Source organism: Prauserella marina, from assembly GCF_002240355.1.
In the GTDB taxonomy this organism is placed as follows: Bacteria; Actinomycetota; Actinomycetes; order Mycobacteriales; family Pseudonocardiaceae; genus Prauserella_A; species Prauserella_A marina.
Genome location: NZ_CP016353.1, coordinates 6,345,798 through 6,367,606, shown reverse-complemented (window position 1 = coordinate 6,367,606; position 21,809 = coordinate 6,345,798). Strand labels below are relative to the sequence as shown.

Here is a 21,809-nt window from a genome sequence, read left to right as displayed (position 1 = left end):
GCCCAGGTAGGCAAAAAGGCGCAAACATCATAGGTTCGACGGCATGGTGAAGGTGAGCGCGCTTGCCGCGCTGGGTGTACTGCTGCTCGCGGGATGTTCCGAGGTCAACTCGGCCGTCGATGAGGCAAACCGATTGGGAGACAAGGCCAGCGTGTGCACGGAGGCACTGGGGCTTGCGGATCTGAACCCGAACGTGGATCCGGAGCAGGTCAGGGCGGGAGCGGAGGAGAAGGCTCAGCGGCTACGTGAACTGGGCAACGAGGTGGCCGAACAGGATTTGCAACAAACCTTGTTCCGCATGTCCGATGCCTACCTTGAGTTCGAGCAGCGGAAGCTGGACCACCTGAGCGGGTTCAACGAGTGGCTTCAGCGGAACCTGGAGAACCTCAAGCAGCTACGCGACGCTTGCCTTTAGGGCGTGTGGTGGCGGCCTTGGTGGGACGTTTGCGCAGGACGATGCCCATCGCCGCGAAAGTGAGCCCGCCAAGGCCAGCCGCCACGAACCCCCACCCCGGCTGGGAGTGGTCGATGACGAATCCGACGACGGGACTGCCGAGCGCGAGGCCGATGCGCGTCGCCGAGTCCTGTAGCCCCATGGCCTCGCCCCGCACGGCTGGTGGAGCGAGCTTGCTCACCGACTCCGTCGTGGCGGCGAGGGTAGGCGCGCACACGACGTTGGTGGGGATGAGCGCGAGGGCGAGGAGCCACCACGGTCCCGCGACGAGCGCGACCGGAATCACCAGTACGGAAAGCAACAGCATGAGCCGGAGCTGACTGAGCGAATGGCGTGCGACGCCGTGGGCGAGCCCGCCGATCAGCGACGCGATGCACATCACGGCGATCACGACACCGGTCCAGTCCACTTCGCCCGAGGCGCGCAGTACCGCGAGCGCGGCGAGTTCGGTGCCGATGAGCACGAACAGCGCGCCTGCCGCCGTCAGCAGGGTCGCGATCAGCGGACGGCTCAGCCATGACCGGATCGGGGGCCGTGCCGTCGCGGGTTTGCTGTTCTCCTCCGCCGTGCGGATCGGCGGGTTCATGGCGAACAGCGCGACGGACAGCAGTCCGAACGCGACACCGATGCCGGTGAGCGCGACCGAGGACGACAGCTGGGTGCTGACCAGGATGCCGAGCCCCGGACCGACCATGAAGGTCGCCTCGACCGAGATCGTGTCGAGCGCGTACGCGGTGCGGCGCTGGCCGGTGGGTACGAGCGCGGTCAGTACCTGCCTCGCGATCGAGCCGGCCGGAACGACGAGCGCTCCCGCGGGCAGCGCGACCGCGAGCAGTACGTAGAACGGGAGATGCGGGGTGCTGATCCAGTACGCACAGGACACCGCGCCGCAGACCAGGACGACGGGCCGGAGTCCGTGCCGGTCGATGAGCCTGCCGATGAGCGGGGCGCCGAGTGCCGTTCCCGCCGTCGTCGCGGCACCGACGAGCCCCGCGGCGCCGTAGCCGCGGCCGAGGTCGCTGACGATGTGCAGGGTCAGCGTGAGTCCCATTGCCGTCATGGGGAGACGGGCGAAGAACATCAGCAGCATCGAGGCAGGGACACCGGGGATGCGCAGCACTTGACGGTACGGCTGGAACGGCACGCATACGACAGTAACCACGTCCTGGTACGACCGTGCAACTTCTTTTGCCTGGCGTCGCCGCAAACTGAAAGCTACTATCAAAAGGTAGTTGCTTTCAGTTAAGGGGGACATCATGGCCGCTGACCAAAGTCCTGATCCACGCCGATGGTGGGCGCTCGGTGCGCTTGCCGTCGCGCTGCTCGCGCTCGGGCTCGACGTGACGATCCTCAACGTCGCGTTGCCGACGCTCGCGGTCGATCTGGAAGCGTCGACGGGCGAGTTGCAGTGGTTCGCCAACGCCTACACGCTCGTGCTCGCCGCGGGGCTGCTGCCTGCCGGTCTGCTCGGCGACAAGTTCGGAACCAAGAAGCTGCTGATCGGTGCGATGGCGTTGTTCGGAGCGGCCTCGGTCGCCTGCGCCTACGCGGGAACGGCCGAGTTGCTCATCGCGGCGAGGGCCCTGCTCGGCGTCGGTGCCGCGTTCCTCATTCCGCTCTCGATGTCGGTGTTGACGGTCTTGTTCCCCGGCAAGGAGAGGGCAAAGGCCATCGCGGTCTGGTCGGCGGCGATGGCCGTCGGTATTCCGCTCGGCCCCGTCGTCGGCGGCTGGCTGCTCGACAACTTCTGGTGGGGTTCGGTGTTCCTGGTGAACCTTCCGTTCGTCGCCGTCGGTGTCGTGTTGCTCGCCTGGTTGCTTCCCGACGTGCCGGGGCGGAGGGGACAGCGGATCGACTACGTCGGCATCGTGCTGAGTGTCGCCGGTCTCGCCGCCCTGACGTACGGGCTGGTCGAGGCGGGTGAACAGGGCTGGGGCTCGGTCGAGGCGCTGCTGCCGATATTCGCCGGACTCGCCGTGCTCGCCGCCTTCGTGGCGTGGCTGCGCAGGGTGCGGTACCCGCTCGTCGAGTTGAGCCTCTTCCGGTCCGCGGGGTTCACCTGGGGCGCGGTGCTGGCGACGGTCGCTTCGTTCGCGTTGATGGGTGCGATGTTCGTGTTGCCGCAGTTCTTCCAGGCCGTCGGGGGAACCGACGCGCTTGAAACCGGCCTCCGCCTGCTGCCCGTCGTCGGCGGGCTGATCGTCGGGGTGCCGATCGCCGACCGGCTGCGCGCGGCATTCGGCGCCAAGGTGGTGGTCGCGGCAGGCTTCGTCATCATGGCCGCCGGTCTCGCGCTCGGCACCACGACGGAGGTGTCCGACGGCTACGGGTTCGTCGCGGTGTGGGTTTCGGTGATCGGCATCGGGCTCGGGTTCACGCTCCCGCCTTCGATGGACGTGGCCATGGGCGCGCTCAGGTCGGAGCGAAGCGGGGTCGGCTCGGGAATGTTGCAGGCGATGCGCCAAGTCGGTGGCACGCTGGGTGTCGCGATACTCGGGACGGTCCTCGCGGCGAGCTATCGCGCCGGTGTCGACACGGCAGGCATTCCGGCCAAAGCGGCCGCAGCCGTCGAGGACACGGCCGCAGCGGGGGTCAGCGTCGCGGACCAGTTGGGCTCGCCGGTGTTGCTCACCTCGGTGCGAGAAGCGTTCGTCGGCGGAATGACCAGCACACTGTGGGTGTGCGCCGGTGTCGCCGTTGTCGGCGCCGTGCTGACACTCGCCTTCCTGCCGCCGCGTCCCGAGGATGTGGGAGAGGCAGAATCGGAGTATGACTACGTCGCGGGGTGAGCCCGTCGGGCTGCGGGAGCGGAAGAAGGCACGGACGCGGGCCGCGATCCAGGACCACGCGCTGCGACTGTTCGTGGCACAGGGTTACGCGGCAACCACCGTCGAGCAGATAGCGGCGGCGGCCGAGGTCTCGCCGAGTACCTTCTTCCGCTACTTCCCGACAAAGGAGGACACGGTCCTCTACGACCAGCTCGACCCTGTTTTCGTCGAGTGTTTCCTTGATCAGCCCGCCGAGATGGGACCGCTGGCCGCCATGCGGGCCGCGCTCGCCGAGGTCGGCGGCAACCTCGGCAACGAGGAGTCGGAAAGGGAACGGGCCCGGCAACGGTTGATCTTCGAGGTGCCCGAGCTGCGGTCGAGGCTGCTTGAGCAGGTGACCGACAACCTGAAGATGTTCAACGACGCGGTGGCCGAGCGGATCGGCCGCGATTCGAGGGACGCCAACCTCAGGGCGTGGACCGGCGCGGTCATCGGCGTCGTCGTTTCCGCTTATTTCACGACGCTCGAAGAGGGCGGTTCGGTCGAGGAGCTACTGGCGCAGGTCGATTCGGCGCTCGCGTTGCTGGATGCCGGTCTCCCACTGTGATCGGTACTCGGCCGAGCGTGTTTTCTTGACTGATTCCAGAAAACAAGGCAGGGTTGGTTTCGTCATGCCTCACCAGAACAGCCAGGTAAGGGAACGTCTCAAGGCGGCGGGACTGCGCATCACGGCGCCGAGAGTCGCGGTGCTCGAATGGCTCGCCGATCACCCCCACACCACGGCCGACCAGGTCGCGGCGGGAGTGCGGCGCGCGCTCGGCTCGGTGTCGACGCAGGCCGTCTACGACGTGCTCGGAGCCTGTACCAACGCGAACCTGGTGAGGCGGATCGAACCGGCAGGGCATCCGGCCCGGTTCGAAACACGAACCGGAGACAATCACCACCACCTCGTCTGCCGGAACTGTGGCCGCACGGAGGACGTCGATTGCGTTCACGGCGCCGCGCCGTGCCTCGAACCCTCCGAAACGGCGGGGTTCGCGGTCGACGAGGCCGAGATCGTCTTCTGGGGGCTGTGTCCGATGTGTACCAAAACCCACCACGAAGAGGAGACATCGGCGTGACGAAGCCGACCACCAACAACGTTGGCATCCCCGTCGCCAGTGACGACGATTCGCTGACGCTGGGAGCCAATGGCCCGATCCTGTTGCAGGACCACTACCTCATCGAAAAGAACGCGCAGTTCAACCGTGAGCGGGTTCCGGAACGCGTCGTGCATGCCAAGGGCGGCGGTGCGTTCGGCTTCCTTGAGGTGACCGAGGACGTCAGCCAGTTCACGAAGGCGGCGCTGTTCCAGCCGGGAACGCGCACCGAAAGCCTCGTCCGCTTCTCGACTGTCGCCGGAGAGAACGGTTCCCCCGACACGTGGCGCGATCCGCGCGGCTTCGCCGTGAAGTTCTACACCAGCCAGGGCAACTACGACATCGTCGGCAACAACACCCCGGTGTTCTTCATCAGGGACCCGATCAAGTTCCCCGATTTCATCCGCTCGCAGAAGCGCAGGGCCGACAACCACCTGCGCGACCACAACATGCAGTGGGACTTCTGGACCCAGCGCACCGAGTCGGCACACCAGGTCACCTGGCTCATGGGAGACAGGGGCCTTCCTCGAAGCTGGCGGGAGATGAACGGCTACGGCTCGCACACCTACCTGTGGGAGAACGCGGGCGGCGAGAAGTTCTGGGTCAAGTACCACTTCAAGACCGACCAGGGCATCGGCTACCTGACGCAGGCCGAAGCCGACCGGCTCGCGGGTGAGGACGCCGACTTCCACATTCGCGACCTGTGGACGGCCATCGACAAGGGCAACCACCCGAGCTGGACCCTCTACGTCCAGGTCATGCCCTACCAGGAAGCGGCGGACTACCGGTTCAACCCGTTCGACCTGACCAAGGTCTGGCCGCACGGCGACTACCCGTTGATCAAGGTCGGCAGGTGGGTTCTCGACCGCAACCCCGCCAACTACTTCGCCCAGATCGAGCAGGCTTCGTTCGAGCCGTCGAACCTCGTACCCGGCATCGGGCCTTCGCCGGACAAGATGTTGCAGGGCAGGCTGTTCGCCTACGCCGACGCGCATCGCTACCGCATCGGCACGAACTACACGCAGCTTCCCGTCAACGCGCCCAAGTCCGAGGTGAACAGCTACTCCAAGGACGGCGCGATGCGGTTCCACAACCCGGCCGACCCGGTGTACGCGCCGAACTCCTACGGCGGCCCGCACGCCGACGCGGAGCTGGCGAGTGAGACGGCGTCGGCATACGGCGTCGTCGACGAGGTCGTCAGGTCGGCCTACCGGTTGCACGCGGAGGACGACGACTACGGTCAGGCCGGCACGCTGGTGCGTACGGTGATGGACGACGCGCAGCGGGAACGTCTCGCGCGCAACATCATCGGCCACGCGAGCAACGGCGTGTCGGCGCCGGTGCTGGAACGCGTTTTCGAGTACTGGCGCAACGTCGACAAGGACCTCGGTGACACGGTCGCCGGGGCGTTCGGAAAGTAGACTGGATACCGCGAGATCTACTGCTCTCCCACCACATGCGGCGGCCCTCGGCGATCAACGCGCCGGGGGCCGTTCGCATGAGCGGGGTCAGGTCGTCGTGGGGTGGCTGAGGCCGACTCGCAGTGCGCCGGCGGCTTCGGCCGTGGCCTCGGCGAAGCGCTTGCCGATGCCGAGAAAGTTCACGTAGCCGTGAATGAGGTCGGCCTGCCTGCTCAACGCGACCGGCACACCCGCTTCGGCGAGCCTTGCCGCGTACGCCTCGCCCTCATCACGCAGCGGATCGAAGCCCGCCGTCGCGATGTAGGCGGGCGGCAGGCCGGTGAGGTCGGCCGCGCGGAGGGGAGACAGCTTCGGGTCGGTCCTGTCGACACCGTCAGGCGCGTAGTGGTCGAGGAACCAGGTCATCTCCTCGTCGGTGAGGAAGAAACCCTCCTGGAACAGATCGCGGGAAGGGTGGCGGCTGCCCGCGTCGACACCCGGGTACAGCAACAACTGGAACGCGGGTGCCGGGCCGCCTCTCCCGCTGGTGACCTGTGCCGTGACGGCGGCGAGGTTGCCGCCCGCGCTGTCGCCGCCGACGGCGATGCGCCTCGGGTCGGCGCCAAGTTCGGCAGCCTTGGCGTACGCGTAGTCGAACGCGGTCACCGCGTCCTCCTGCGCGGCGGGGAACGGATTCTCCGGCGCGAGCCGGTACTCGACGGACAGCACCCGCACGCCCGCTCTCGCGGCGAGGAACCGCGCGGTGGTGTCGTGGCTTGCTCTGGTGCCGATGACCCAGCCACCGCCGTGGTAGAAGACGAGCAGGCCGGAGTACGCGGCGAGCCCGTGCGGGGTGTAGAGCGTGCCCGCGATCACGCCGTGTTCGGCGGGGATGTCGATGTCCCTCGTGTCGATCGAGCTGATCGGTTTGCCGCTCACGAGGTGCCGGGCCGCGTCGAGACCGGCTCTCGCCTCCGCGACCGAGGCCCCGTTGACCAGTTTCGCGCCCACCAGCTTCTGCATGCGCAGCAGAAGCTGGGCATCCAGCGCCAGCTCCTGGCCGTCGATCCGGATCGGCCTGCCGGCGAACGCTCGGCGCAGCGAAAGCGGCAGCGCGTAGAGAAGCTGGGCCGCGAGCGCTTGAACCCGGATTTCCAGCGGTACAGCCATGTTCGTCTCCGATCGCCGATGACCGCCTCAGGCTACTGGTCGGTAGGTTCGAACACCAGGTGTGACGGAGGACCCTCCGTTCGGACTCGTCCTCTACCTAACTGGAGGGTCTAGCCTCGGATGCGTGACTTCGACGCGTGCGATCAAGGTGCTCGGCATTGGCGGCTCACTACGAGAGGGCTCGCAGTCCGAACGGGCGCTACGGGTCGCGCTCGCCGGAGCGGCGGAGGCGGGCGCGCACACGACGGCCATCACGGCAAGCGGCCTCGACCTGCCGTTCTTCGACGCGGGAGTCACCGATCGCTCGAACAAGGCGATCGAACTGATCGAGGCCATCCGGGAAGCGGATGGCCTCATCATCGGTTCGCCCGGCTATCACGGGGCGCTGTCCGGGCTGGTCAAGAACGCACTCGACTACGCCGAAGACCTGCGGTCCGACCGGCGGCCCTACCTCGAAGGACGGGCCGTGGGGCTCGTCGCGGTCGCGTTCGGCTGGCAGGCGGCGGTGGGCACGCTCAACCAGCTCCGCACGATCACGCACGCCCTGCGCGGCTGGCCGACTCCACTCGGCGGAGCGGTGAACTCGGCCGAGGTCAAGTTCGACGACATCGGCGGGGCCTCCGAGGAGAAAGTGGTCAACACGCTGCGATTGATCGGTCGGCAGGTCGCCGAGTTCGCTGTCGCACAAGGTCGTGTCTGATGATCCTCTGCCGTGCGGCAGGCAACGGGATCGTCAGACACGCCTTAGGTGCGAGGTAACGCGTTTCAGCGGACGCTGGACGGGGGATCCGTCTCTCAGGCCGCGGCCCGATACGCCGCTGGCTGACAGCGCAGAGAGGACAGCATGATGGCCAACTCGCCCATCTCCAGCCCGCTCAAGGAGAGCGACAAGGAAATCACGGCGGCCGCACTGCAATCGACGCTTGTCGATCTCGTCGATCTTTCGCTCATCGCCAAGCAGGCGCACTGGAACGTGGTCGGGCAACACTTCCGCAGCGTGCATCTGCAACTCGACGAGCTGGTCTCGGCCGCGAGGGGATTCGTCGACGACGTGGCCGAACGCGCCAACGCCATCGGTGTCTCGCCCAACGGCAAGGCCAAGACGGTCGTGAAGAGTTCGGGGCTGCCCGAGTATCCGGACAACTGGCAGTCGACCAAGGCCACCGTGGCCGCCATCGTCGCGACGCTCGCCGAGCTGATCAAGCGCCTGCGCGATCGCATCGACGAGACCGACAAGAGCGATCTCGTGACCCAGGACCTGCTGATCTCGGTGGCGACCGAACTGGAGAAGCAGCACTGGATGTGGCAGGCCCAGCAAGCCTGAGAGTGCGCCCGGGAACCATCGCGTACCGGCTGCGCGGAGGACGATTCCCGGATGCACTCCGAGCATCACCGCATCCCGACGGCACGCAACGCGAAGAACACCTCGATCGAGACCTGCTTGATGGTCTCCGCGATGACGAGTGAACCGTGACCGGCGTCGTAGCGGTAGAACTCGTAAGGGACGTCCCGCGCTGCCAGCCGGTCGAGATAGTTCTCGATCTGCCTGATGGGGCAGCGCGGGTCGTTGTCTCCCGCGAGCACGAGCACCGGAACGTCGACGGCCCCGACGTAGGTGATCGGCGAGCACTCGTCGTAGACGGCGGGCTTTTCGGAGGGCGAGCCGCCGAACAGCGCGCGATCGAACGCGCGAAGCTGTTCCATCTCGTCCTCGTATGCCGCAACGTAGTCGGCGACGGGAACTCCCGCGACGCCTCCCGCCCAGCGCGCGGGCTGCGTGCCGAGCGCGAGCAGGGTCAGGTAGCCGCCCCACGAGGCGCCGTTGACGATGCAGCGGTCCGGATCGGAGAGTCCGCTCTGAACGGCCCACTCGTGGACGGCGGCGACGTCCTCCAGTTCGGTGAGTCCCGGTCGCCCCTCGATGGCGTCTCGCCACGCGGAGCCGTAGCCGGTCGAGCCTCGGTAGTTGACCTCGACGACGACGAAACCCGCGTCGAGCCAGACCGCGCGGTAGGCGGAGAACCGGTCCTCGTCGGCCGAGTGCGGGCCACCGTGCAGGACGAACACCGTCGGCTGTGGGCCCTGGACATCGGCAGGCTTGGAGACGAGTGCGTGAATTCGCCCTCCAGGCCCTTCAACGAAAGCATCGTTGACCGGTTCGGAGCCGGGCGCGCTGTCGCCGGGGGGCTTGAGCAGGACGCTGTCGTCGCCTCCGGCGTCACGGACCCTGACGACGGGCGGGGTGGCGGCGTTGGACCACGAGTATTCGACGGCGCCGTCAGGCCGCACGCCTGCTCCGCCGATCCTGCCGGGAGGTGTCTCCAAAGAGGACAGTTGATCGGTGCCGAGGTCGTACTTGTGCAGCGAACTGCGTCCCTCGTGGAAATGCACGACGAGCAGGGCCGAGGCGTCCGGGTACCAGTCGGCGACGACCTCGCCGGGGAGGCCGAGGTCGATTTCCCGTTCCGTGTCGGCTTCCGGATCCCAGATCAGCAGTTCTTCTTTACCCCTGCGCTCGTGCAGCATCAGCAGCCTCGCGTCGCCGGAAACCGGGGAGAACGCGAGCGCGGCAAGACCTTTGCCCGCACCGTCCCATTTGTCGGCAACGGTGGCGAATTCGCCGGAATCGCTCGCGAGCACCCTGACCGCGGGGTGGCGGGAATCACCGTGTTCGGAATGTGAGATCGCGAGCAGCTTCTCGTCCCGCGAGAGCGCGGCGACGCCCGCGTCGTCGTCGCTGGTGTAGAAGAGCACCGTTTGCGATCCCCGGCTGGCGTAGAGCGAACTTCCCTCGTCGGTCGACACGCCGAGTGCGACAAGCTGGTGACCGATTTCGAGCCCGGCGGGGTATCCGGCGGGGACGTCGGGCACAGCCTGCCCGGCCGTGCCTTCGGTGGCGGTTGTGGTGAACGGTTCGCGGACCCAGCTGCCGAACTCGTCGCCGTCGGTGTCGTCGAACCACCAGATCCAGTCGCCGTCAGGCGACGTGGTGGCGTGCAGCGTGCCGTTGGGCCGGTCGGTGACCTTGCGGTGTTCGCCGGTCGACCTGTTCCACGCGTAGACCTCCCACACGCCGCTGGCGTTGGAGACGTAGATGTTCGCGTCGGGCGCGTCGATTGCCCATTCGGGCACGGAGACCCTGGCCGCGAGAAAGCGTGCCCGCCAGCGAGCTTCGACGTCCGGATCGGCAAAGAGCTGGTCAGGAATCTGGGCGATCGGATGCTGTGTGGTCACCCCTCGATCCTGCCAGGTCCGTAGTCTTAGGGCCGTGCTGGAGGGTTATGCGGCGGACGCCGCAGGCTTCGTGCTGCCGATGCTGCGGCCGGGCGATCGGGTGATCGATGTCGGTTGCGGTCAGGGGGCTGTCACTCTGAGTCTTGGTACCGCTACCCATCCGCTGCGGGTCGTGGGTGTCGAAGCCGACTACGGCGAGGTGACGGCCGCGAGGAAAGCCGCCGTGCGGGCTGCTGTGTCCACAGTGGATTTCGTGGCGAGCGATCTCGCGAGCCTTCCCTTTTCCACCGCTTCGATCGATGTGGCTTTCTCGTCGGGATTGCTGGAACGGCATCCAAACCCGAGGGACGTCATCGTGGAATTGTCGAGAGTGCTTCGCCCTGGTGGCCTGCTTGCAGTGTCTACTGTGGACTGGAGTAAGGCGAAGCTGCGACCGAAGACGGCCAACGTCGACGCCGCGCTGCGGGGAAGGCAGCTGCTGCACCGGAGGAGTGGCGGGGATCCGTTCGCGGGCAGGAGGGTCGCGGAGTGGGTCGAGCGGGCCGGTTTCCGCGAGGTGCGCGCGCGGGCGCGCTACCGCCAGGACATCGGCTACCGGGAGCTGGCTCGCAGGGTGGAATCCGAGTTGGCCTCGGCGATCCAGACCGACGACGGGGCGAGGGATCAGCAGCTCGCGAGTGCCGCGCGCTCGGCCTGGATGTGGGTCCGCGACGGCAGTGGTGATTTCAGTCAGTGCTGGATGGAAGTCCTGGCAACCAGATAACCCAGGCAACCCGAAACGCTCAAGCACCCCAGCCCAACCCACCCCGGCCTATCGGTTACCTACGGGGGGTCCGGGGGGCGAAGCCCCTCCGGGTGGGTCTGGGGCTGCGCCCCAGAAAACAAAAAGGAAGAGCCCTGTTTGCGCATTCCGCAAACAGGGCTCTTCCAGCTCTTCCGTCGGGGTGGCGGGATTTGAACCCACGACCTCCTCGACCCGAACGAGGCACGCTACCAAGCTGCGCCACACCCCGATGTACTGCTCAATGGGTCGCGCCACAGTCTAGCGGACGTCGCTCGGAGCCTTTCGTCGGGCCGCCTTCTTGATGTTCCGCTGGTCGGCGTCGCGCGGGACCAGGGTGAGCAGGCTCGCCTCAGGGGGACAGGCGAACCTGGCCGGGGCGTACGGCGAGGTGCCGAGACCCGCCGATACGTGCAGCCACATGTCGGCGCCCCAGCGGGAGACTCCGCGTGCGCGCGAGCGGTCGAGTTCGCAGTTGGTCACGAGCGCGCCGACGCCGGGTACGCGGAGCTGGCCTCCGTGGGTATGTCCCGCGAGCACGAGGTCGTAGCCGTCCGAAGCGAACGGATCGAGCACCCTCGGTTCCGGCGAGTGGGTGATGCCAAGCCGTAGTGCCGCCGAATGACTCGGCCGTCCCGCGATGTCGGCGTAGCGGTCGCGGTGGAGGTGCGGGTCGTCGACGCCGGCGACGAAGACCTCTTGCCCCGCGGCCGTGAGGGTGCGCCTGACGTGGGTGAGGTCGAGCCAGCCGTGTTCGATGAACGCGGCCCTGAGGTCGCGCCACGGAAGATGCCTTCCGTGGACGCGTTTCTTGCGTCCCCTCGGCATGAGGTATCTGGCGGGGTTCTTCGGTTTCGGCGCGTAGTAGTCGTTGCTGCCGAACACGAAGACGCCGGGACGGCTCAGCAGCGGGCCCAGCGCGCGTATGACGCCTGGCACCGCCCGCCGGTGCGCGAGATTGTCTCCCGTGTTGACGACGAGGTCGGGTTCGAGCTGGTCGAGTTCGGCGACCCAGCGCTGTTTCGATTCCTGGCCGGGAAGCATGTGCAGGTCCGAAATGTGCAGGACTTTGATCGGCCGGGAGCCGTCCGCGAGCACCGGCAATTCCGCTGTGCGCAGGGTCCAGTGCCTGCGCTCGATTGCCACTGCGTATCCCAGTGTTGCCGCGCCGAGCGCTGCGGTTCCTGTCACGAGGCGTTTCATCGGCATCCTTGTGCTGCTTGTATTACCCAGCGTACCCGCGTCGTGCGGATGCGTGTTGGCCGAACGGCAACCCGGGACAGAGTAGTGCCGCCGCACCACCTCGACCGTCGCGGTCGAGGCGATGCGGCAGCCGCGGCCGGTACCTAGCCTCCGGAGCGTTCGTACGCGGGATCCGACTTCGGCAGTGGCAGGACGGGTTCCCCTTCGAGGATCTTGGTCATGGCTCCGAACCATGTCCTCGCGGGAGTCTTGCCACCGAACATGTTTCCGCTCGTGCCAGCCGAGGCGTACACGTTGCCGGGACCGCCGTCGACGAGGCCACCGTTGGGCAGATCGGGCCTGAACACCATGGCGACACCGGCGAGCTGCGGAGTCGCGCCGACGAATGCGGCCGAGCCGTTGTTCTGCGTCGTACCGGTCTTGCCGATCATCGGGCGCTTCCAGTTGGCGGCGGCCGCGGCCTCGGCCGAGGTACCGCCACCGACGTCGTCCTTGCTCAGCCCGACCGCGAGAGTGTTGGCGAGCCCTTCGGGAACGGCCTGCTCGCAGGGTTCCTCCTGGATCGAGACCGGCTTGCCGTCCCTGTCGGTGACCTCACCGATCGGGGTCGGCGGGCACCACACGCCGCCGCTCATGATGGTCGCGGCGACGTTCGCGAGTTCGAGACCGCTGGTCGGGCTCTGGCCCAGCGTGAACGAACCCTTGCCGGGGGAGTTCTCCGACGGTCCGTAGAACTGCGCCTGACTCTGTCGCACCGCGTCGCTGTCACCGTTGGGGTCGACGGGGCCACCGGTCGCCGCGTTGGACGCCATGGTCTTGCGCATCCCGAGCTTGCTTGCCATGTCGACGACGGGCTTCATGCCCACCATTTCCTCAAGGATGACGAACGTGGTGTTCGGTGAGGTGGCGAGCGCCTGTTGCAGCGACATGCTGCTCGGATACGTTCCCGCGTTGCCGAGACAGTAACCCCTCGTGTACGGCGCGATGAACGGACATGGCGCCGGACTGCCGCTGAACACTCTCGACACGTACGAACTCGGAGCCTGGACCGTGTCGTAGATGCCAACCTTGCGTTGTTCGAGCGCGGCGGCAGCGGTGAAGATCTTGTAACTCGACCCGGTTCCCGTCACGTTGGCGATGTCGGATGGCAACGCGTACTCGGTCTGCCCCGCGTTCGCGTCGGGCCCGTAGTCGCGGTTGGCCGCCAACGCGACCACCTCGTGTCTGTCCTTGCCGGGCTTGACGAGTGACAGCGTATTGGCGACGTTTTCCTGGTTTTTGCTGACTTGTTCCTCGGCCGATTCTTTCGCCGCGGAGTTGGCGACCTTGTCGAGTGTCGTCCGGACGGTGTACCCGCCGGTCAGCAGTTCGTCCTCGTCCATTCCGTGTTCGAGGAGGTAATCCTCGACGTACTCGCAGAAGAAACCGTGCTCAGGGCCTGCGCCGACACAGTTCGAAGGCGGTTTGTTCGGGCCGTCCGGCACGACGCCGAGCGGTTCCTGCTTGATCCGCTCGCCGTCCTCCTCGGACAGTTTGCGGTTGTCGACCATCCTGTCCAGAACGGCATTGCGGCGCTCGGTCGCCCGCTCCGGGTTGTTCCAAGGATCGTTGACGGCCGGGTTGTTGACCATTCCGGCCAGCAGCGCGGATTGCGCGACGTTGAGTTTGTCCGGCGTCGTGTCGAAGTAGGCATGCGCGGCGGCGCCGACGCCGTAGATCTGGCGCGAGAATTCGACCACGTTGAGGTAGCCGGCAAGGATTTGTTCCTTGCTCATCTTCGTTTCGAGCTGGATCGCGATCCGCGCTTCCTTCAGCTTTCTCGCGATGGTCTGTTCCTGTGCTCGCTGCTGGCCGAGCTGGTCGTCCCTGTACGTGACGTTGATGAGGTAGTTCTTGACGTACTGCTGTGTCAGCGTCGAGGCGCCCTGTGTGTCGGCGCCGGAGGAGTTGCTGATGGCCGCGCGCAGCGTGCCCTGCCAGTCGACGCCGTGGTGGCTGTAGAACCGGCGGTCCTCGACGGAGATCAACGCCCACTTCATGGCGTCTGAGATCTGCTCGGGCGAGGTCGGGATGCGGTACTGCTTGTACAGCGTCGCGATCGGCTCGCCGTCCTTGTCGGTAATGGTCGTGACCAATGGCGGCGGCTCGTCCGCGAGATCGGACGACATCGATTCAACAGTGTCACTTGCCTCGTTCGAGATGACACCGGCCGCGCCGACCACGGGGAAGAGAATTCCGGCTACCAGCACCCCCGCGAGCAGGCAGAGGCCGAGCATCTTCAGCAGTCCGTCCCTCATTCGCACACACGTCAGGGTACGCAAGGGCGCGTCAGCCCGCGGTGACGCGGGCACCTCGGCGAGCCTCATGCGGATGTGACATCTCGTAACAAAAAGCCACACGGGGGTTGGCGGACGGAACCGTCGCCCCCTACAGTCCGTCAACATCTCACGAATGCGGTGCCAGGGGAGGCACCGATCGAGGGACGTGAGCACAGAGACCGCTCGCGGGGGGCGAGGTCGTCGACTTCGTTTCCTGCCACCGGTCCCGAGAAGGCAGGAGCTGGGGGTATGGAGACCAACCAAACGGATTGGCGGATTAGCGCGTTTTGCCGTGACACGGACCCAGACGGACTTTTCGTCAGGGGTGCCGAGCAGAATCGCGCGAAGCTGGTCTGCATGGGTTGCCCGGTACGCACGGAATGTCTGTCCGAGGCGCTGGACAACCGCATCGATTTCGGCGTCTGGGGCGGAATGACCGAACGGGAGCGGCGGGCGCTGCTCCGTCGGCGTCCGGACGTGGTGAGCTGGCGCGAACTGCTCGAATCAGCGAAAAGACAGTACGAACCCGCTGAACAACGCGTTTCCTGAGTTCCGGAAACGTCGAGGGCAAGAGCCGGAGAAGGTCGTCACACCTCGGTCAACCGGTCACCGATGTCGCGGAGCCCGGCAAGATCGTGCACGTCACCGGGCAAGGCGGGTACCTCGACGACCTCGACGGTCGGATGCGCGCGGGTGAACCGGGCCAGCAGCCGTTTCTCCCGCTCGGCCTGTGCGACTCTGTCGGCGTGAAGCCGCAAGACCGCGGTGGCGAGTGGAGCGTTCTTGCCGCCGCGGTCGAGCGCGTCCGCTGCCGAAAGCGCGTCGATGGCCGACAGTTCCGCCAGCACCGGATGCGTCCTGTTGGCGACGAGCCCCGCGAGCGGCATCGACTCGGTCGAAAGCCGCTCCACGAAGTAACTGGCCTCCCTGAGCGCGTCCGGCTCTGGCGCGGCGACGACGAGGAACGCCGTCCCCTGCGAACGCAACAGCTCGGCTGTTTTTCTCGCTCTCTCCCTGAACCCGCCGAAGGTCGTGTCGAAAGCCTGCATGAACGCGGAGGCATCGGCGAGCAGTTGTCCGCCGAGAATCGTCGAGACGGCCTTGGCGAACATCGAGAAACCCGCGCTGACCACCTTGCGCAGTCCCCAGCCCCCCGCCTTGGCCGGTCCGGTCAGCAACCGGATCATGCGACCGTCGAGCGCGGCCGAAAGCCTGGTCGGGGCGTCGAGGAAGTCGAGCGCCGACCTGCTCGGCGGGGTGTCGACGACGATCAGGTCCCACTCGCCCGTTGCCGCGAGCTGCCCCAGTTTCTCCATCGCCATGTACTCCTGCGTGCCGGAGAACGACGTGGAAATGGTCTGGTAGAAGCGGTTGGCCAGCAGTTGTTCCGCGCGTTCGGGGCCCGCGTGCCTTCGCACCATGTCGTCGAAGGTGCGGCGCATGTCGAGCATCATCGCCCACAGCTCGCCCTTCGGTTCGAAACCCGCGACCGACACCTTGCGCGGATGGTTGCCGAGCTCCTTGAGGCCGAGTGCCTGGGCGAGCCTCTTCGCGGGGTCGATCGTCAGCACCACGGTCTGCCGTCCGCGTTCCGCCGCGCGAAGGGCCAGCGCGGCGGCCGTGGTCGTCTTGCCGACGCCACCGGAGCCGCAGCAGACGATCACCCTGGTTTCCGGATTGTCGATCAACGCGTCGACGTCGAGCACCGGTGTCATCGAACCCCCTGCTCGACGAGTGTCTCCGCGAGTTCGTACAGCGCGGCGACGTCGACACCGCCCGTCAGCTCGGGCAGTTCGAGTGTCGGCAGGTCGGCTTCGGTGAGCTGTTCCCTCGCCCGTTGTTCGGCGGCCACCCTGATCGCGTGCTCGACGGTTTCCTCGACGAGCCCGTCCAACGTGCCGGATGGCAACTGGAGGCCGGCGGCTTCGAGCCCCGAGCGCACCCGCGACGCGTCGACCCTTCCGTCCGCGGCGGCGAGCACGGAGCGGGCAGGCAGCCGGAGTGGCCTGACCCTGTTGACGAGCACGGCGCCTGGACGAAGGTCGGCGCCGTCGAGTTCGGCGACGGCGTCGAGGGTTTCCCTCACCGGCATCTCCTCAAGCAGGGTCACGATGTGCACGGCGGTCGAGCCCGAGTGCAGCAGCCGGACGACCCCTTCGGCCTGCGCGCGGATGGGACCCGTTTTCGCGAGATCGGTCAGCGCCTTGGTGACGTCGAGGAACTTCACGACCCTTCCGGTCGGAGGGGCGTCGACGACGACGGCGTCGTAGGTGTGCCTTCCGTCGGACTCCGTTCGCCCGACGCACTCCTTGATCTTGCCGGTGAGCAGCACGTCGCGAAGACCCGGCGCCAGCGTCGTCGCGAACTCGATGGCGCCCATCCTGCGCAGCGTGCGTCCCGCGAATCCGAGGTTGTAGAACATCTCGAAGTATTCGAGGAGTGCCGCTTCGACGTCGATGTGCAGTGCCCGCACCTCACCGCCGCCGGGCGCGGAAGCGATCCGCTGCTCGGCGTAGGGCAGCGGCTCACTGTCGAAGACCTGCGCGATTCCCTGCCTTCCCTCGACCTCGATGAGAAGCACCCGTCTCCCACCACTTGCGAGTGCGAGTCCCAGCGAGGCCGCGAGGGTCGTCTTGCCCGTTCCGCCTTTGCCGGTGACGAAATGCAGCCGGGTCCGCGCGAGTTCGTCGGTCCAGCCAGCCAGCGTGGTCACATTCGCAGCGTAGGCCACATCGCGGGACGATCTACGCGAAGCGCGCCGCTACGGCCTTCTCGGGGGATGCGCGAGATCAGCTCGCCAGCAGCAGGACCCCGACAGCCGCGGTGACCGCGACGGCGATACCCCAGGTCACGCCACCGGGTAGCACGGTGAGGGTCAGCACGGCCAGTACCGCGAGCGTGGTGAACGCCACGAGCGCCGTCACCCCTGCCGTCGCCGCGCTGCGGGTCTTCTCCCGCACCCTCGCGACGACGATCAATACGCCGAAAAGGCCCGAAAATCCGAGCAGTGCCGTCGCGATGATCCGCCAGGTCTCCACGTGCACACACGCTACTGGTTAGGGTGTCCGGCATGAGTGCCACGAAGTGGGAGTACGCGACGGTTCCGCTGTTGATCCACGCTACGAAGCAGATCCTCGACCAGTGGGGCGAGGACGGTTGGGAACTGGTCACCGTGCTGCCGAACCCGAGCGGGGAGCAGCACGTCGCCTATCTCAAGCGGCCGAGGGGCTGAACATGAGCTGGAGTGCCCGGCTTTCCGAACTCGGGATCCCGCTTCCCGACGTCGCCGCACCCGTCGCCGCCTACATTCCGGCAATCCGCAGTGGCGCTCACGTGTTCACTTCGGGGCAGCTCCCCTTCGTCGACGGTTCGCTCGCCGCGAGCGGCAAGGTCGGCGCCGAGGTCAGTCCCGAGGAGGCGAAGCAGTACGCCAGGATCGCCGCGCTCAACGCGCTGGCGGCGGTCAACGGTCTCGTCGGGATCGACGCCGTCGTCAGGGTCGTGAAGGTCACCGGGTTCGTCGCGTCGGCAGAGGGCTTCACCGGCCAGCCCGCCGTGATCAACGGAGCGTCCGAACTGCTCGGCGAGGTGTTCGGCGAGGCGGGCACTCACGCTCGCTCCGCGGTCGGTGTCGCCGAGCTCCCGCTCGGCGCGCCGGTCGAGGTCGAACTCGTCGTCGAGGTCAGCACCACGGTCGGCTGAGCAAGCAGGCGCGCGATAGGCAATCCGAGCGATGGCGGCATGATGTGTCGCCTGCGGCGCTGTCAACCGCCAACGCCGCCAAAACTGGAGGTGTCATGGATCCGGACATCGAGTACGCATGTCACGAACTCCTGCTGCGGCTGGCCGGCCGGATGCCGGACCAGATGATCTGGCGGTTTCGTGACTGGCTCGGCGAGGGTGCGATGGGGACGCTGTCGCGGACCTTGCCCAAGTCTTTGCTGAAGCACAGGATCGATTTGGATCAGTCCGAGTATCGCCTGCTGGTCGCCGGTCTCATCCCGCACGGCGCGGATTGGCATCAGGTGAGTTCGACCCTTGGGGTAGACGCCTCGGCCGAGAACCGGTACACATTCACGACGGGTGCACCCGATTGGGTGAGTACCGTCGATTCGGTGTCCGTGGTGGTTCACGCAAGTCTGCGTGGCCGTCCGGATGTGGGAGAAGTCAGGGAGAGCTGGCGTCACGACCGTGGAACCGGTGATCAAGAGGCGAAACGGATACTGCTGGTGACGGCCGTGTCCGGATATCCGCGCCTCACTGGGGAGCTACAGCGTGTTCTTCGCGTGCTGGGTGACGAAGCGCCCAGCGTCGAAGTACTGCCCGCGCAACTCGATCTGCCCGCATACCACCGGGCGGCGCTCGCGAACTCTCGGTTCGTCTGCGTGGGCTCCGTGGATGCCAGTCACCACACACTCGTACCCGCGTGACGCTCGCTTGGCCAGCGGGCTGGAGGGAGAACGGCGATGGTGGATGTCCACGATGGCCTGCCAAAGGACGGTTTCGGCGTGCCGCTGAGGCTGCACAACGTCCTGCTGGCACTGGCGGGCCGACTGGACGACAGCGCGCTGTCGGATGCACGTGAGCTGGTCGCTCGCTCGCACCTCGACGACGCCGCCGAACTGACGGCGGGAGCGCTGATCGCCGGCCGGATCATGGTCCGGCCTTCCGAACAGCGCGAGCTCGCGCTCGTGCTGGAGATGAGCAGATCGGACGCCTCACTCGCCGACCACCTCACGGTCGGCGAGTCGGTTCCGGGATACGCGCACCGGTTCAGTCAGGACAACGAGCCGGAGAAGGGAATCGCCGAGGCGCTGGGCAGGACTCTCGAAGTCTTGCCGGACCTTCGTTCCGTGCACGCCGTGTGGCGCAACACTCCCGCGGGCAGCGTGCCGGGACCGTTGCCCCAGCGAGTCGTGCTTGTCGAGGTCGGTCCGGAAGCACACCCGCCCGCCGTGGCCTTCCGGGTCGACGACGCGTTGCGGAGAGCGGGAATTCGCACCGTGGTCGAGGTGACCGGTCCGGGCGCTGAGCGAAGCGAATACCACGAGGCCGCGCTCGCTGCCGGTACTCCGGTGTGGCTCGCCACCGCCCAGTCGGCCGGTGGTTCGGCGTCGTGGACGTCCCGTGCTCCGCGCGCCACGAGTGGTTCCCACGCCGTCGTCGAGGCATCCCGCGAGCCGTCGCACGCGGCTCCCGACTTCGAGGAGCCGGCCATAGCGGTTTCCGCCGCTCCCGCTGTCGACGAGGTCGCCGACACTCCTGCCGCCGAGTCCCCGGAAGAGGAGGCGGTGGAAGCTCCCTCGGAAGAGGAAAGGGAGAACAGGGCCGCCGCCACCACCGAGATGACCAAGGAGGAGGTCGCGCAGCTTCGCGCGGCCATCGCCGAGGATCCGGAACGGGGAAGGGCGATCGCGGGCGTCAATCTGCGGGGCGAGGAGATCGTCGAATTGCCCGAACTCGACCTCGACGACCCTCAGCTCTCCGAGCGCGACAGGCAGCTACTGCGCGAACTGCACGCCGAACTGGCCGAACGGGAGCGGGCCGAGGCCGCGAAGGCGAAGACCAACGGCAGTGAGCAGCACTGGGTCGACTGACCGGTAGCCGAACGGCCCTCTGGTGACGCGTTACTCGGTGACGTGAGATCGACAACGCAGTATGTTGCGGTACGTGCCAGCGATTTTCCACGTGCCGAGGTCGTCGGTGCCCTCGCTTCCCGAAACGTCGTCGGCCAAGCCGGACGTCGTCGCGCCGGCGAAGGATGCCGCGACGGTCATGCTGTTGCGGGACACTGCCGCCGCTGACGGCATCGAGGTGTTCCTGCAACACAGAGTCGGCGCGATGGCCTTCGCCGCCGGGATGACCGTCTTTCCCGGCGGAGGTGTCGACAAGCGGGACGCCGACGCTTCTGTGAGCTGGGCAGGTCCCGAACCGGCGCGGTGGGCGACCTGGTTCGGGTGCTCCGATTCGCTCGCGAGGGCACTCGTGTGTGCCGCGGTGAGGGAGATGTTCGAGGAGTCGGGAGTTCTGCTGGCAGGCTCCTCCGACGCTGCCGTCACCGACACCTCCCGTTACGCGGACGAGAGAGCCGCGCTGGTGTCCAGGCAGCTCTCGCTCGCCGGTTTCCTCGCTGACGCCGGGTTGACGTTGCGTGCTGATCTGCTGCGTCCGTGGGCCAACTGGGTGACGCCGGAGGCAGAGACCCGCCGCTACGATGCGCGGTTCTTCGTCGCCGTCCTACCGGAGGGACAGGAGGCCGACGGAGCCACGACGGAGGCGGAGTCCTCCGGCTGGCAACGTCCGCTCGCCGCGATAGCCGACGCGGAAGCGGGCAGGCGCGCGCTCATGCCGCCGACCTGGTGCATTCTGCGGGAACTCGCCGATTACCCGACAGCGGCGGCCGTGCTCGCGGAGTGCGAAGCCCGCGAGTCCATTCCGAAGATCACGCCGAGGATCGCCGTCGACGGCGACTCGATCCGAGTGGAGCTTCCATGACTCATGCCGCGACCCACCCGGCCTACGGTGTCCTGCGCGACGTCTCCCCCTTCGCCTCGGTTCTGCTTGAGAACAACCCGTCCCACATGACGCTGGAGGGCACGAACACGTGGCTGCTCGGGTCGGGAGACGGCGATGGTCTTGTCGTCGTCGATCCCGGCTACGAGGATCTGGACCACCTCCCGCTGATCGCGGAGGCAGGCTCCGTCGAGCTGATCCTGCTCACCCATCACCACCCCGATCACGCGGAGGGTGCTCCGTGGCTCGCGGAGCGGACTTCCGCGCCCGTGCGGGCCCTCTCCGCTGACCTGTGCGTGCGGAGCGCACCGTTGCGGCACGGCGAGATCGTGGCGGCGGGCGGCCTTGAGATCGAGGTACTGCACACGCCAGGTCACACGAGTGATTCGGTGACGTTGACCTTCACCCAGGCAGGGCAGACACATGTGCTGACTGGCGACACCGTGCTCGGCAGGGGAACGACGGTGCTCGACGATCTCGGCGACTACCTGCGAACACTGCGGACCCTCGATGGGTTGCCGGAACAGGCGATCGGGCTGCCGGGGCACGGACCGGAACTGCCGGATCTGGCAAGTACGGTCCGTGAGTACACCGAGCATCGCGAACAGCGGCTCGACCAGGTGCGGGCGGCGCTGCGCGAACTCGGCGCCGACGCGACGCCACGACAGGTCGTGGAAATGGTCTATGCCGATGTCGACCGGTCACTGTGGGCACCGGCCGAGTCGAGTGTCGTTGCCCAGTTGGAGTATCTCCGCTCCGAGGGATAGCGCTTTCCAGTCGGATCCCGTTACCGTATAAGCGTTTTCGTCCTGCTTGTTCGGAAGGAGGC

Annotated in this window: 23 protein-coding genes and 1 tRNA gene; 15 read left to right on the top strand and 9 right to left on the bottom strand. The window is 67.0% G+C overall.

Annotated features, from left to right (window positions below):
- Positions 1 to 43 precede the first annotated feature (43 nt).
- A complete protein-coding gene (locus BAY61_RS29545) occupies positions 44 to 415 on the top strand; it encodes a hypothetical protein (protein ID WP_091802761.1) in 372 nt (123 codons plus the stop codon).
- Here BAY61_RS29545 and BAY61_RS29540 read toward each other — a convergent pair.
- Positions 387 to 1,598 carry an MFS transporter gene (locus BAY61_RS29540; RefSeq protein WP_091802763.1) on the bottom strand — a complete coding sequence of 404 codons (1,212 nt, stop codon included), beginning with the start codon at positions 1,596 to 1,598 and terminating at the stop codon, positions 387 to 389. The genes BAY61_RS29545 and BAY61_RS29540 overlap by 29 nt on opposite strands.
- A gap of 112 nt (positions 1,599 to 1,710) precedes the next feature.
- Here BAY61_RS29540 and BAY61_RS29535 point away from each other — a divergent pair, with 112 nt between their 5' ends.
- The 4 genes from BAY61_RS29535 to BAY61_RS29520 all read left to right on the top strand — a co-directional run bounded on the left by BAY61_RS29535 (position 1,711) and on the right by BAY61_RS29520 (position 5,782).
- Positions 1,711 to 3,243: a DHA2 family efflux MFS transporter permease subunit gene (locus BAY61_RS29535; protein ID WP_091802767.1), complete on the top strand. Its 1,533-nt coding sequence runs from the start codon at positions 1,711 to 1,713 to the stop codon at positions 3,241 to 3,243.
- Positions 3,224 to 3,829 (top strand): acyl-CoA-like ligand-binding transcription factor, encoded by a 606-nt coding sequence (locus tag BAY61_RS29530; protein ID WP_091802772.1) that lies wholly within the window; start codon positions 3,224 to 3,226, stop codon positions 3,827 to 3,829. The genes BAY61_RS29535 and BAY61_RS29530 overlap by 20 nt, the downstream gene beginning before the upstream one ends.
- Positions 3,830 to 3,893: 64 nt before the next feature.
- Entirely contained in the window at positions 3,894 to 4,343 is a 450-nt protein-coding gene (locus BAY61_RS29525; RefSeq protein WP_091802775.1) for a Fur family transcriptional regulator, read from the top strand.
- Positions 4,340 to 5,782, top strand: coding sequence for a catalase (locus BAY61_RS29520; RefSeq protein ID WP_091802777.1), 1,443 nt, complete (start codon positions 4,340 to 4,342; stop codon positions 5,780 to 5,782). The genes BAY61_RS29525 and BAY61_RS29520 overlap by 4 nt, the downstream gene beginning before the upstream one ends.
- An 87-nt stretch (positions 5,783 to 5,869) precedes the next feature.
- On the opposite strand, the gene BAY61_RS29515 is transcribed toward BAY61_RS29520, so the two are convergent.
- Positions 5,870 to 6,931, bottom strand: coding sequence for an alpha/beta hydrolase (locus BAY61_RS29515; RefSeq protein ID WP_091802782.1), 1,062 nt, complete (start codon positions 6,929 to 6,931; stop codon positions 5,870 to 5,872).
- Positions 6,932 to 7,055: 124 nt separating this feature from the next.
- Here BAY61_RS29515 and BAY61_RS29510 point away from each other — a divergent pair, with 124 nt between their 5' ends.
- The gene (locus tag BAY61_RS29510) at positions 7,056 to 7,631 is read left to right on the top strand and encodes an NADPH-dependent FMN reductase (protein WP_091802785.1); all 576 of its coding nucleotides are present in this window, start codon (positions 7,056 to 7,058) and stop codon (positions 7,629 to 7,631) included.
- Between the two features lie 147 nt (positions 7,632 to 7,778).
- Positions 7,779 to 8,255 (top strand): Dps family protein, encoded by a 477-nt coding sequence (locus tag BAY61_RS29505; protein WP_091802788.1) that lies wholly within the window; start codon positions 7,779 to 7,781, stop codon positions 8,253 to 8,255.
- 65 nt (positions 8,256 to 8,320) lie between these two features.
- On the opposite strand, the gene BAY61_RS29500 is transcribed toward BAY61_RS29505, so the two are convergent.
- Entirely contained in the window at positions 8,321 to 10,165 is a 1,845-nt protein-coding gene (locus BAY61_RS29500) for a S9 family peptidase (protein ID WP_091802791.1), read from the bottom strand.
- Positions 10,166 to 10,199: 34 nt separating this feature from the next.
- On the opposite strand from BAY61_RS29500, the gene BAY61_RS29495 reads away from it, so the two are divergent.
- Positions 10,200 to 10,928 carry a methyltransferase domain-containing protein gene (locus BAY61_RS29495; RefSeq protein ID WP_091802794.1) on the top strand — a complete coding sequence of 243 codons (729 nt, stop codon included), beginning with the start codon at positions 10,200 to 10,202 and terminating at the stop codon, positions 10,926 to 10,928.
- Positions 10,929 to 11,104: 176 nt separating this feature from the next.
- Here the strand turns inward: BAY61_RS29495 and BAY61_RS29490 are convergent.
- The 3 genes from BAY61_RS29490 to BAY61_RS29480 all read right to left on the bottom strand — a co-directional run bounded on the left by BAY61_RS29490 (position 11,105) and on the right by BAY61_RS29480 (position 14,452).
- Positions 11,105 to 11,178, bottom strand: a tRNA-Pro gene (locus BAY61_RS29490).
- Between the two features lie 29 nt (positions 11,179 to 11,207).
- Positions 11,208 to 12,149, bottom strand: coding sequence for a metallophosphoesterase (locus BAY61_RS29485; RefSeq protein ID WP_091802797.1), 942 nt, complete (start codon positions 12,147 to 12,149; stop codon positions 11,208 to 11,210).
- A 143-nt stretch (positions 12,150 to 12,292) separates the two neighbouring features.
- Positions 12,293 to 14,452, bottom strand: a complete 2,160-nt coding sequence (locus BAY61_RS29480) for a transglycosylase domain-containing protein (RefSeq protein ID WP_091803798.1) — start codon at positions 14,450 to 14,452, stop codon at positions 12,293 to 12,295.
- 264 nt (positions 14,453 to 14,716) lie between these two features.
- Here BAY61_RS29480 and BAY61_RS29475 point away from each other — a divergent pair, with 264 nt between their 5' ends.
- Complete coding sequence (locus BAY61_RS29475; protein ID WP_091802800.1) at positions 14,717 to 15,016, top strand: WhiB family transcriptional regulator; 300 nt, start codon at positions 14,717 to 14,719, stop codon at positions 15,014 to 15,016.
- A 38-nt stretch (positions 15,017 to 15,054) separates the two neighbouring features.
- Here BAY61_RS29475 and bagB read toward each other — a convergent pair whose 3' ends face one another.
- From bagB to BAY61_RS29460, 3 genes are all read right to left on the bottom strand, one after another.
- Positions 15,055 to 16,182, bottom strand: coding sequence for an ATPase BagB (gene bagB, locus BAY61_RS29470; protein WP_091802802.1), 1,128 nt, complete (start codon positions 16,180 to 16,182; stop codon positions 15,055 to 15,057).
- Positions 16,179 to 17,180, bottom strand: a complete 1,002-nt coding sequence (bagA, locus tag BAY61_RS29465; protein WP_091803801.1) for an ATPase BagA — start codon at positions 17,178 to 17,180, stop codon at positions 16,179 to 16,181. Before bagA ends, bagB begins: the two co-directional genes overlap by 4 nt.
- 76 nt (positions 17,181 to 17,256) lie before the next feature.
- A complete protein-coding gene (locus BAY61_RS29460; RefSeq protein WP_091802804.1) occupies positions 17,257 to 17,505 on the bottom strand; it encodes a hypothetical protein in 249 nt (82 codons plus the stop codon).
- 32 nt (positions 17,506 to 17,537) lie between these two features.
- Here BAY61_RS29460 and sp36 point away from each other — a divergent pair, with 32 nt between their 5' ends.
- The 6 genes from sp36 to BAY61_RS29430 all read left to right on the top strand — a co-directional run bounded on the left by sp36 (position 17,538) and on the right by BAY61_RS29430 (position 21,747).
- Positions 17,538 to 17,699 carry a Sp36 family protein gene (gene sp36 / locus BAY61_RS29455; protein WP_091802807.1) on the top strand — a complete coding sequence of 54 codons (162 nt, stop codon included), beginning with the start codon at positions 17,538 to 17,540 and terminating at the stop codon, positions 17,697 to 17,699.
- Between the two features lie 2 nt (positions 17,700 to 17,701).
- Positions 17,702 to 18,169 carry a RidA family protein gene (locus BAY61_RS29450; protein WP_091802810.1) on the top strand — a complete coding sequence of 156 codons (468 nt, stop codon included), beginning with the start codon at positions 17,702 to 17,704 and terminating at the stop codon, positions 18,167 to 18,169.
- A gap of 95 nt (positions 18,170 to 18,264) precedes the next feature.
- Positions 18,265 to 18,897, top strand: coding sequence for a hypothetical protein (locus BAY61_RS29445; RefSeq protein ID WP_091802813.1), 633 nt, complete (start codon positions 18,265 to 18,267; stop codon positions 18,895 to 18,897).
- 36 nt (positions 18,898 to 18,933) lie between these two features.
- Positions 18,934 to 20,064, top strand: coding sequence for a prolipoprotein diacylglyceryl transferase (locus tag BAY61_RS29440; RefSeq protein WP_091802816.1), 1,131 nt, complete (start codon positions 18,934 to 18,936; stop codon positions 20,062 to 20,064).
- A gap of 61 nt (positions 20,065 to 20,125) precedes the next feature.
- Positions 20,126 to 20,962 (top strand): NUDIX hydrolase, encoded by an 837-nt coding sequence (locus tag BAY61_RS29435; RefSeq protein ID WP_091802820.1) that lies wholly within the window; start codon positions 20,126 to 20,128, stop codon positions 20,960 to 20,962.
- Positions 20,959 to 21,747 (top strand): MBL fold metallo-hydrolase, encoded by a 789-nt coding sequence (locus tag BAY61_RS29430; RefSeq protein WP_091802823.1) that lies wholly within the window; start codon positions 20,959 to 20,961, stop codon positions 21,745 to 21,747. Before BAY61_RS29435 ends, BAY61_RS29430 begins: the two co-directional genes overlap by 4 nt.
- The last annotated feature ends 62 nt before the right edge of the window (positions 21,748 to 21,809 follow it).

Bases quoted from the DNA above. Each gene is read 5' to 3' on its own strand.
- BAY61_RS29545 (WP_091802761.1), top strand. From the start codon at position 44: ATGGTGAAGGTGAGCGCGCTTGCCGCGCTGGGTGTACTGCTGCTCGCG.
- BAY61_RS29535 (WP_091802767.1), top strand. From the start codon at position 1,711: ATGGCCGCTGACCAAAGTCCTGATCCACGCCGATGGTGGGCGCTCGGT.
- BAY61_RS29530 (WP_091802772.1), top strand. From the start codon at position 3,224: ATGACTACGTCGCGGGGTGAGCCCGTCGGGCTGCGGGAGCGGAAGAAG.
- BAY61_RS29525 (WP_091802775.1), top strand. From the start codon at position 3,894: ATGCCTCACCAGAACAGCCAGGTAAGGGAACGTCTCAAGGCGGCGGGA.
- BAY61_RS29515 (WP_091802782.1), bottom strand. From the start codon at position 6,931: ATGGCTGTACCGCTGGAAATCCGGGTTCAAGCGCTCGCGGCCCAGCTT.
- BAY61_RS29505 (WP_091802788.1), top strand. From the start codon at position 7,779: ATGGCCAACTCGCCCATCTCCAGCCCGCTCAAGGAGAGCGACAAGGAA.
- BAY61_RS29485 (WP_091802797.1), bottom strand. From the start codon at position 12,149: ATGAAACGCCTCGTGACAGGAACCGCAGCGCTCGGCGCGGCAACACTG.
- BAY61_RS29475 (WP_091802800.1), top strand. From the start codon at position 14,717: ATGGAGACCAACCAAACGGATTGGCGGATTAGCGCGTTTTGCCGTGAC.
- bagB (WP_091802802.1), bottom strand. From the start codon at position 16,182: ATGACACCGGTGCTCGACGTCGACGCGTTGATCGACAATCCGGAAACC.
- sp36 (WP_091802807.1), top strand. From the start codon at position 17,538: ATGAGTGCCACGAAGTGGGAGTACGCGACGGTTCCGCTGTTGATCCAC.
- BAY61_RS29450 (WP_091802810.1), top strand. From the start codon at position 17,702: ATGAGCTGGAGTGCCCGGCTTTCCGAACTCGGGATCCCGCTTCCCGAC.
- BAY61_RS29445 (WP_091802813.1), top strand. From the start codon at position 18,265: ATGGATCCGGACATCGAGTACGCATGTCACGAACTCCTGCTGCGGCTG.
- BAY61_RS29440 (WP_091802816.1), top strand. From the start codon at position 18,934: ATGGTGGATGTCCACGATGGCCTGCCAAAGGACGGTTTCGGCGTGCCG.
- BAY61_RS29435 (WP_091802820.1), top strand. From the start codon at position 20,126: ATGTTGCGGTACGTGCCAGCGATTTTCCACGTGCCGAGGTCGTCGGTG.
- BAY61_RS29430 (WP_091802823.1), top strand. From the start codon at position 20,959: ATGACTCATGCCGCGACCCACCCGGCCTACGGTGTCCTGCGCGACGTC.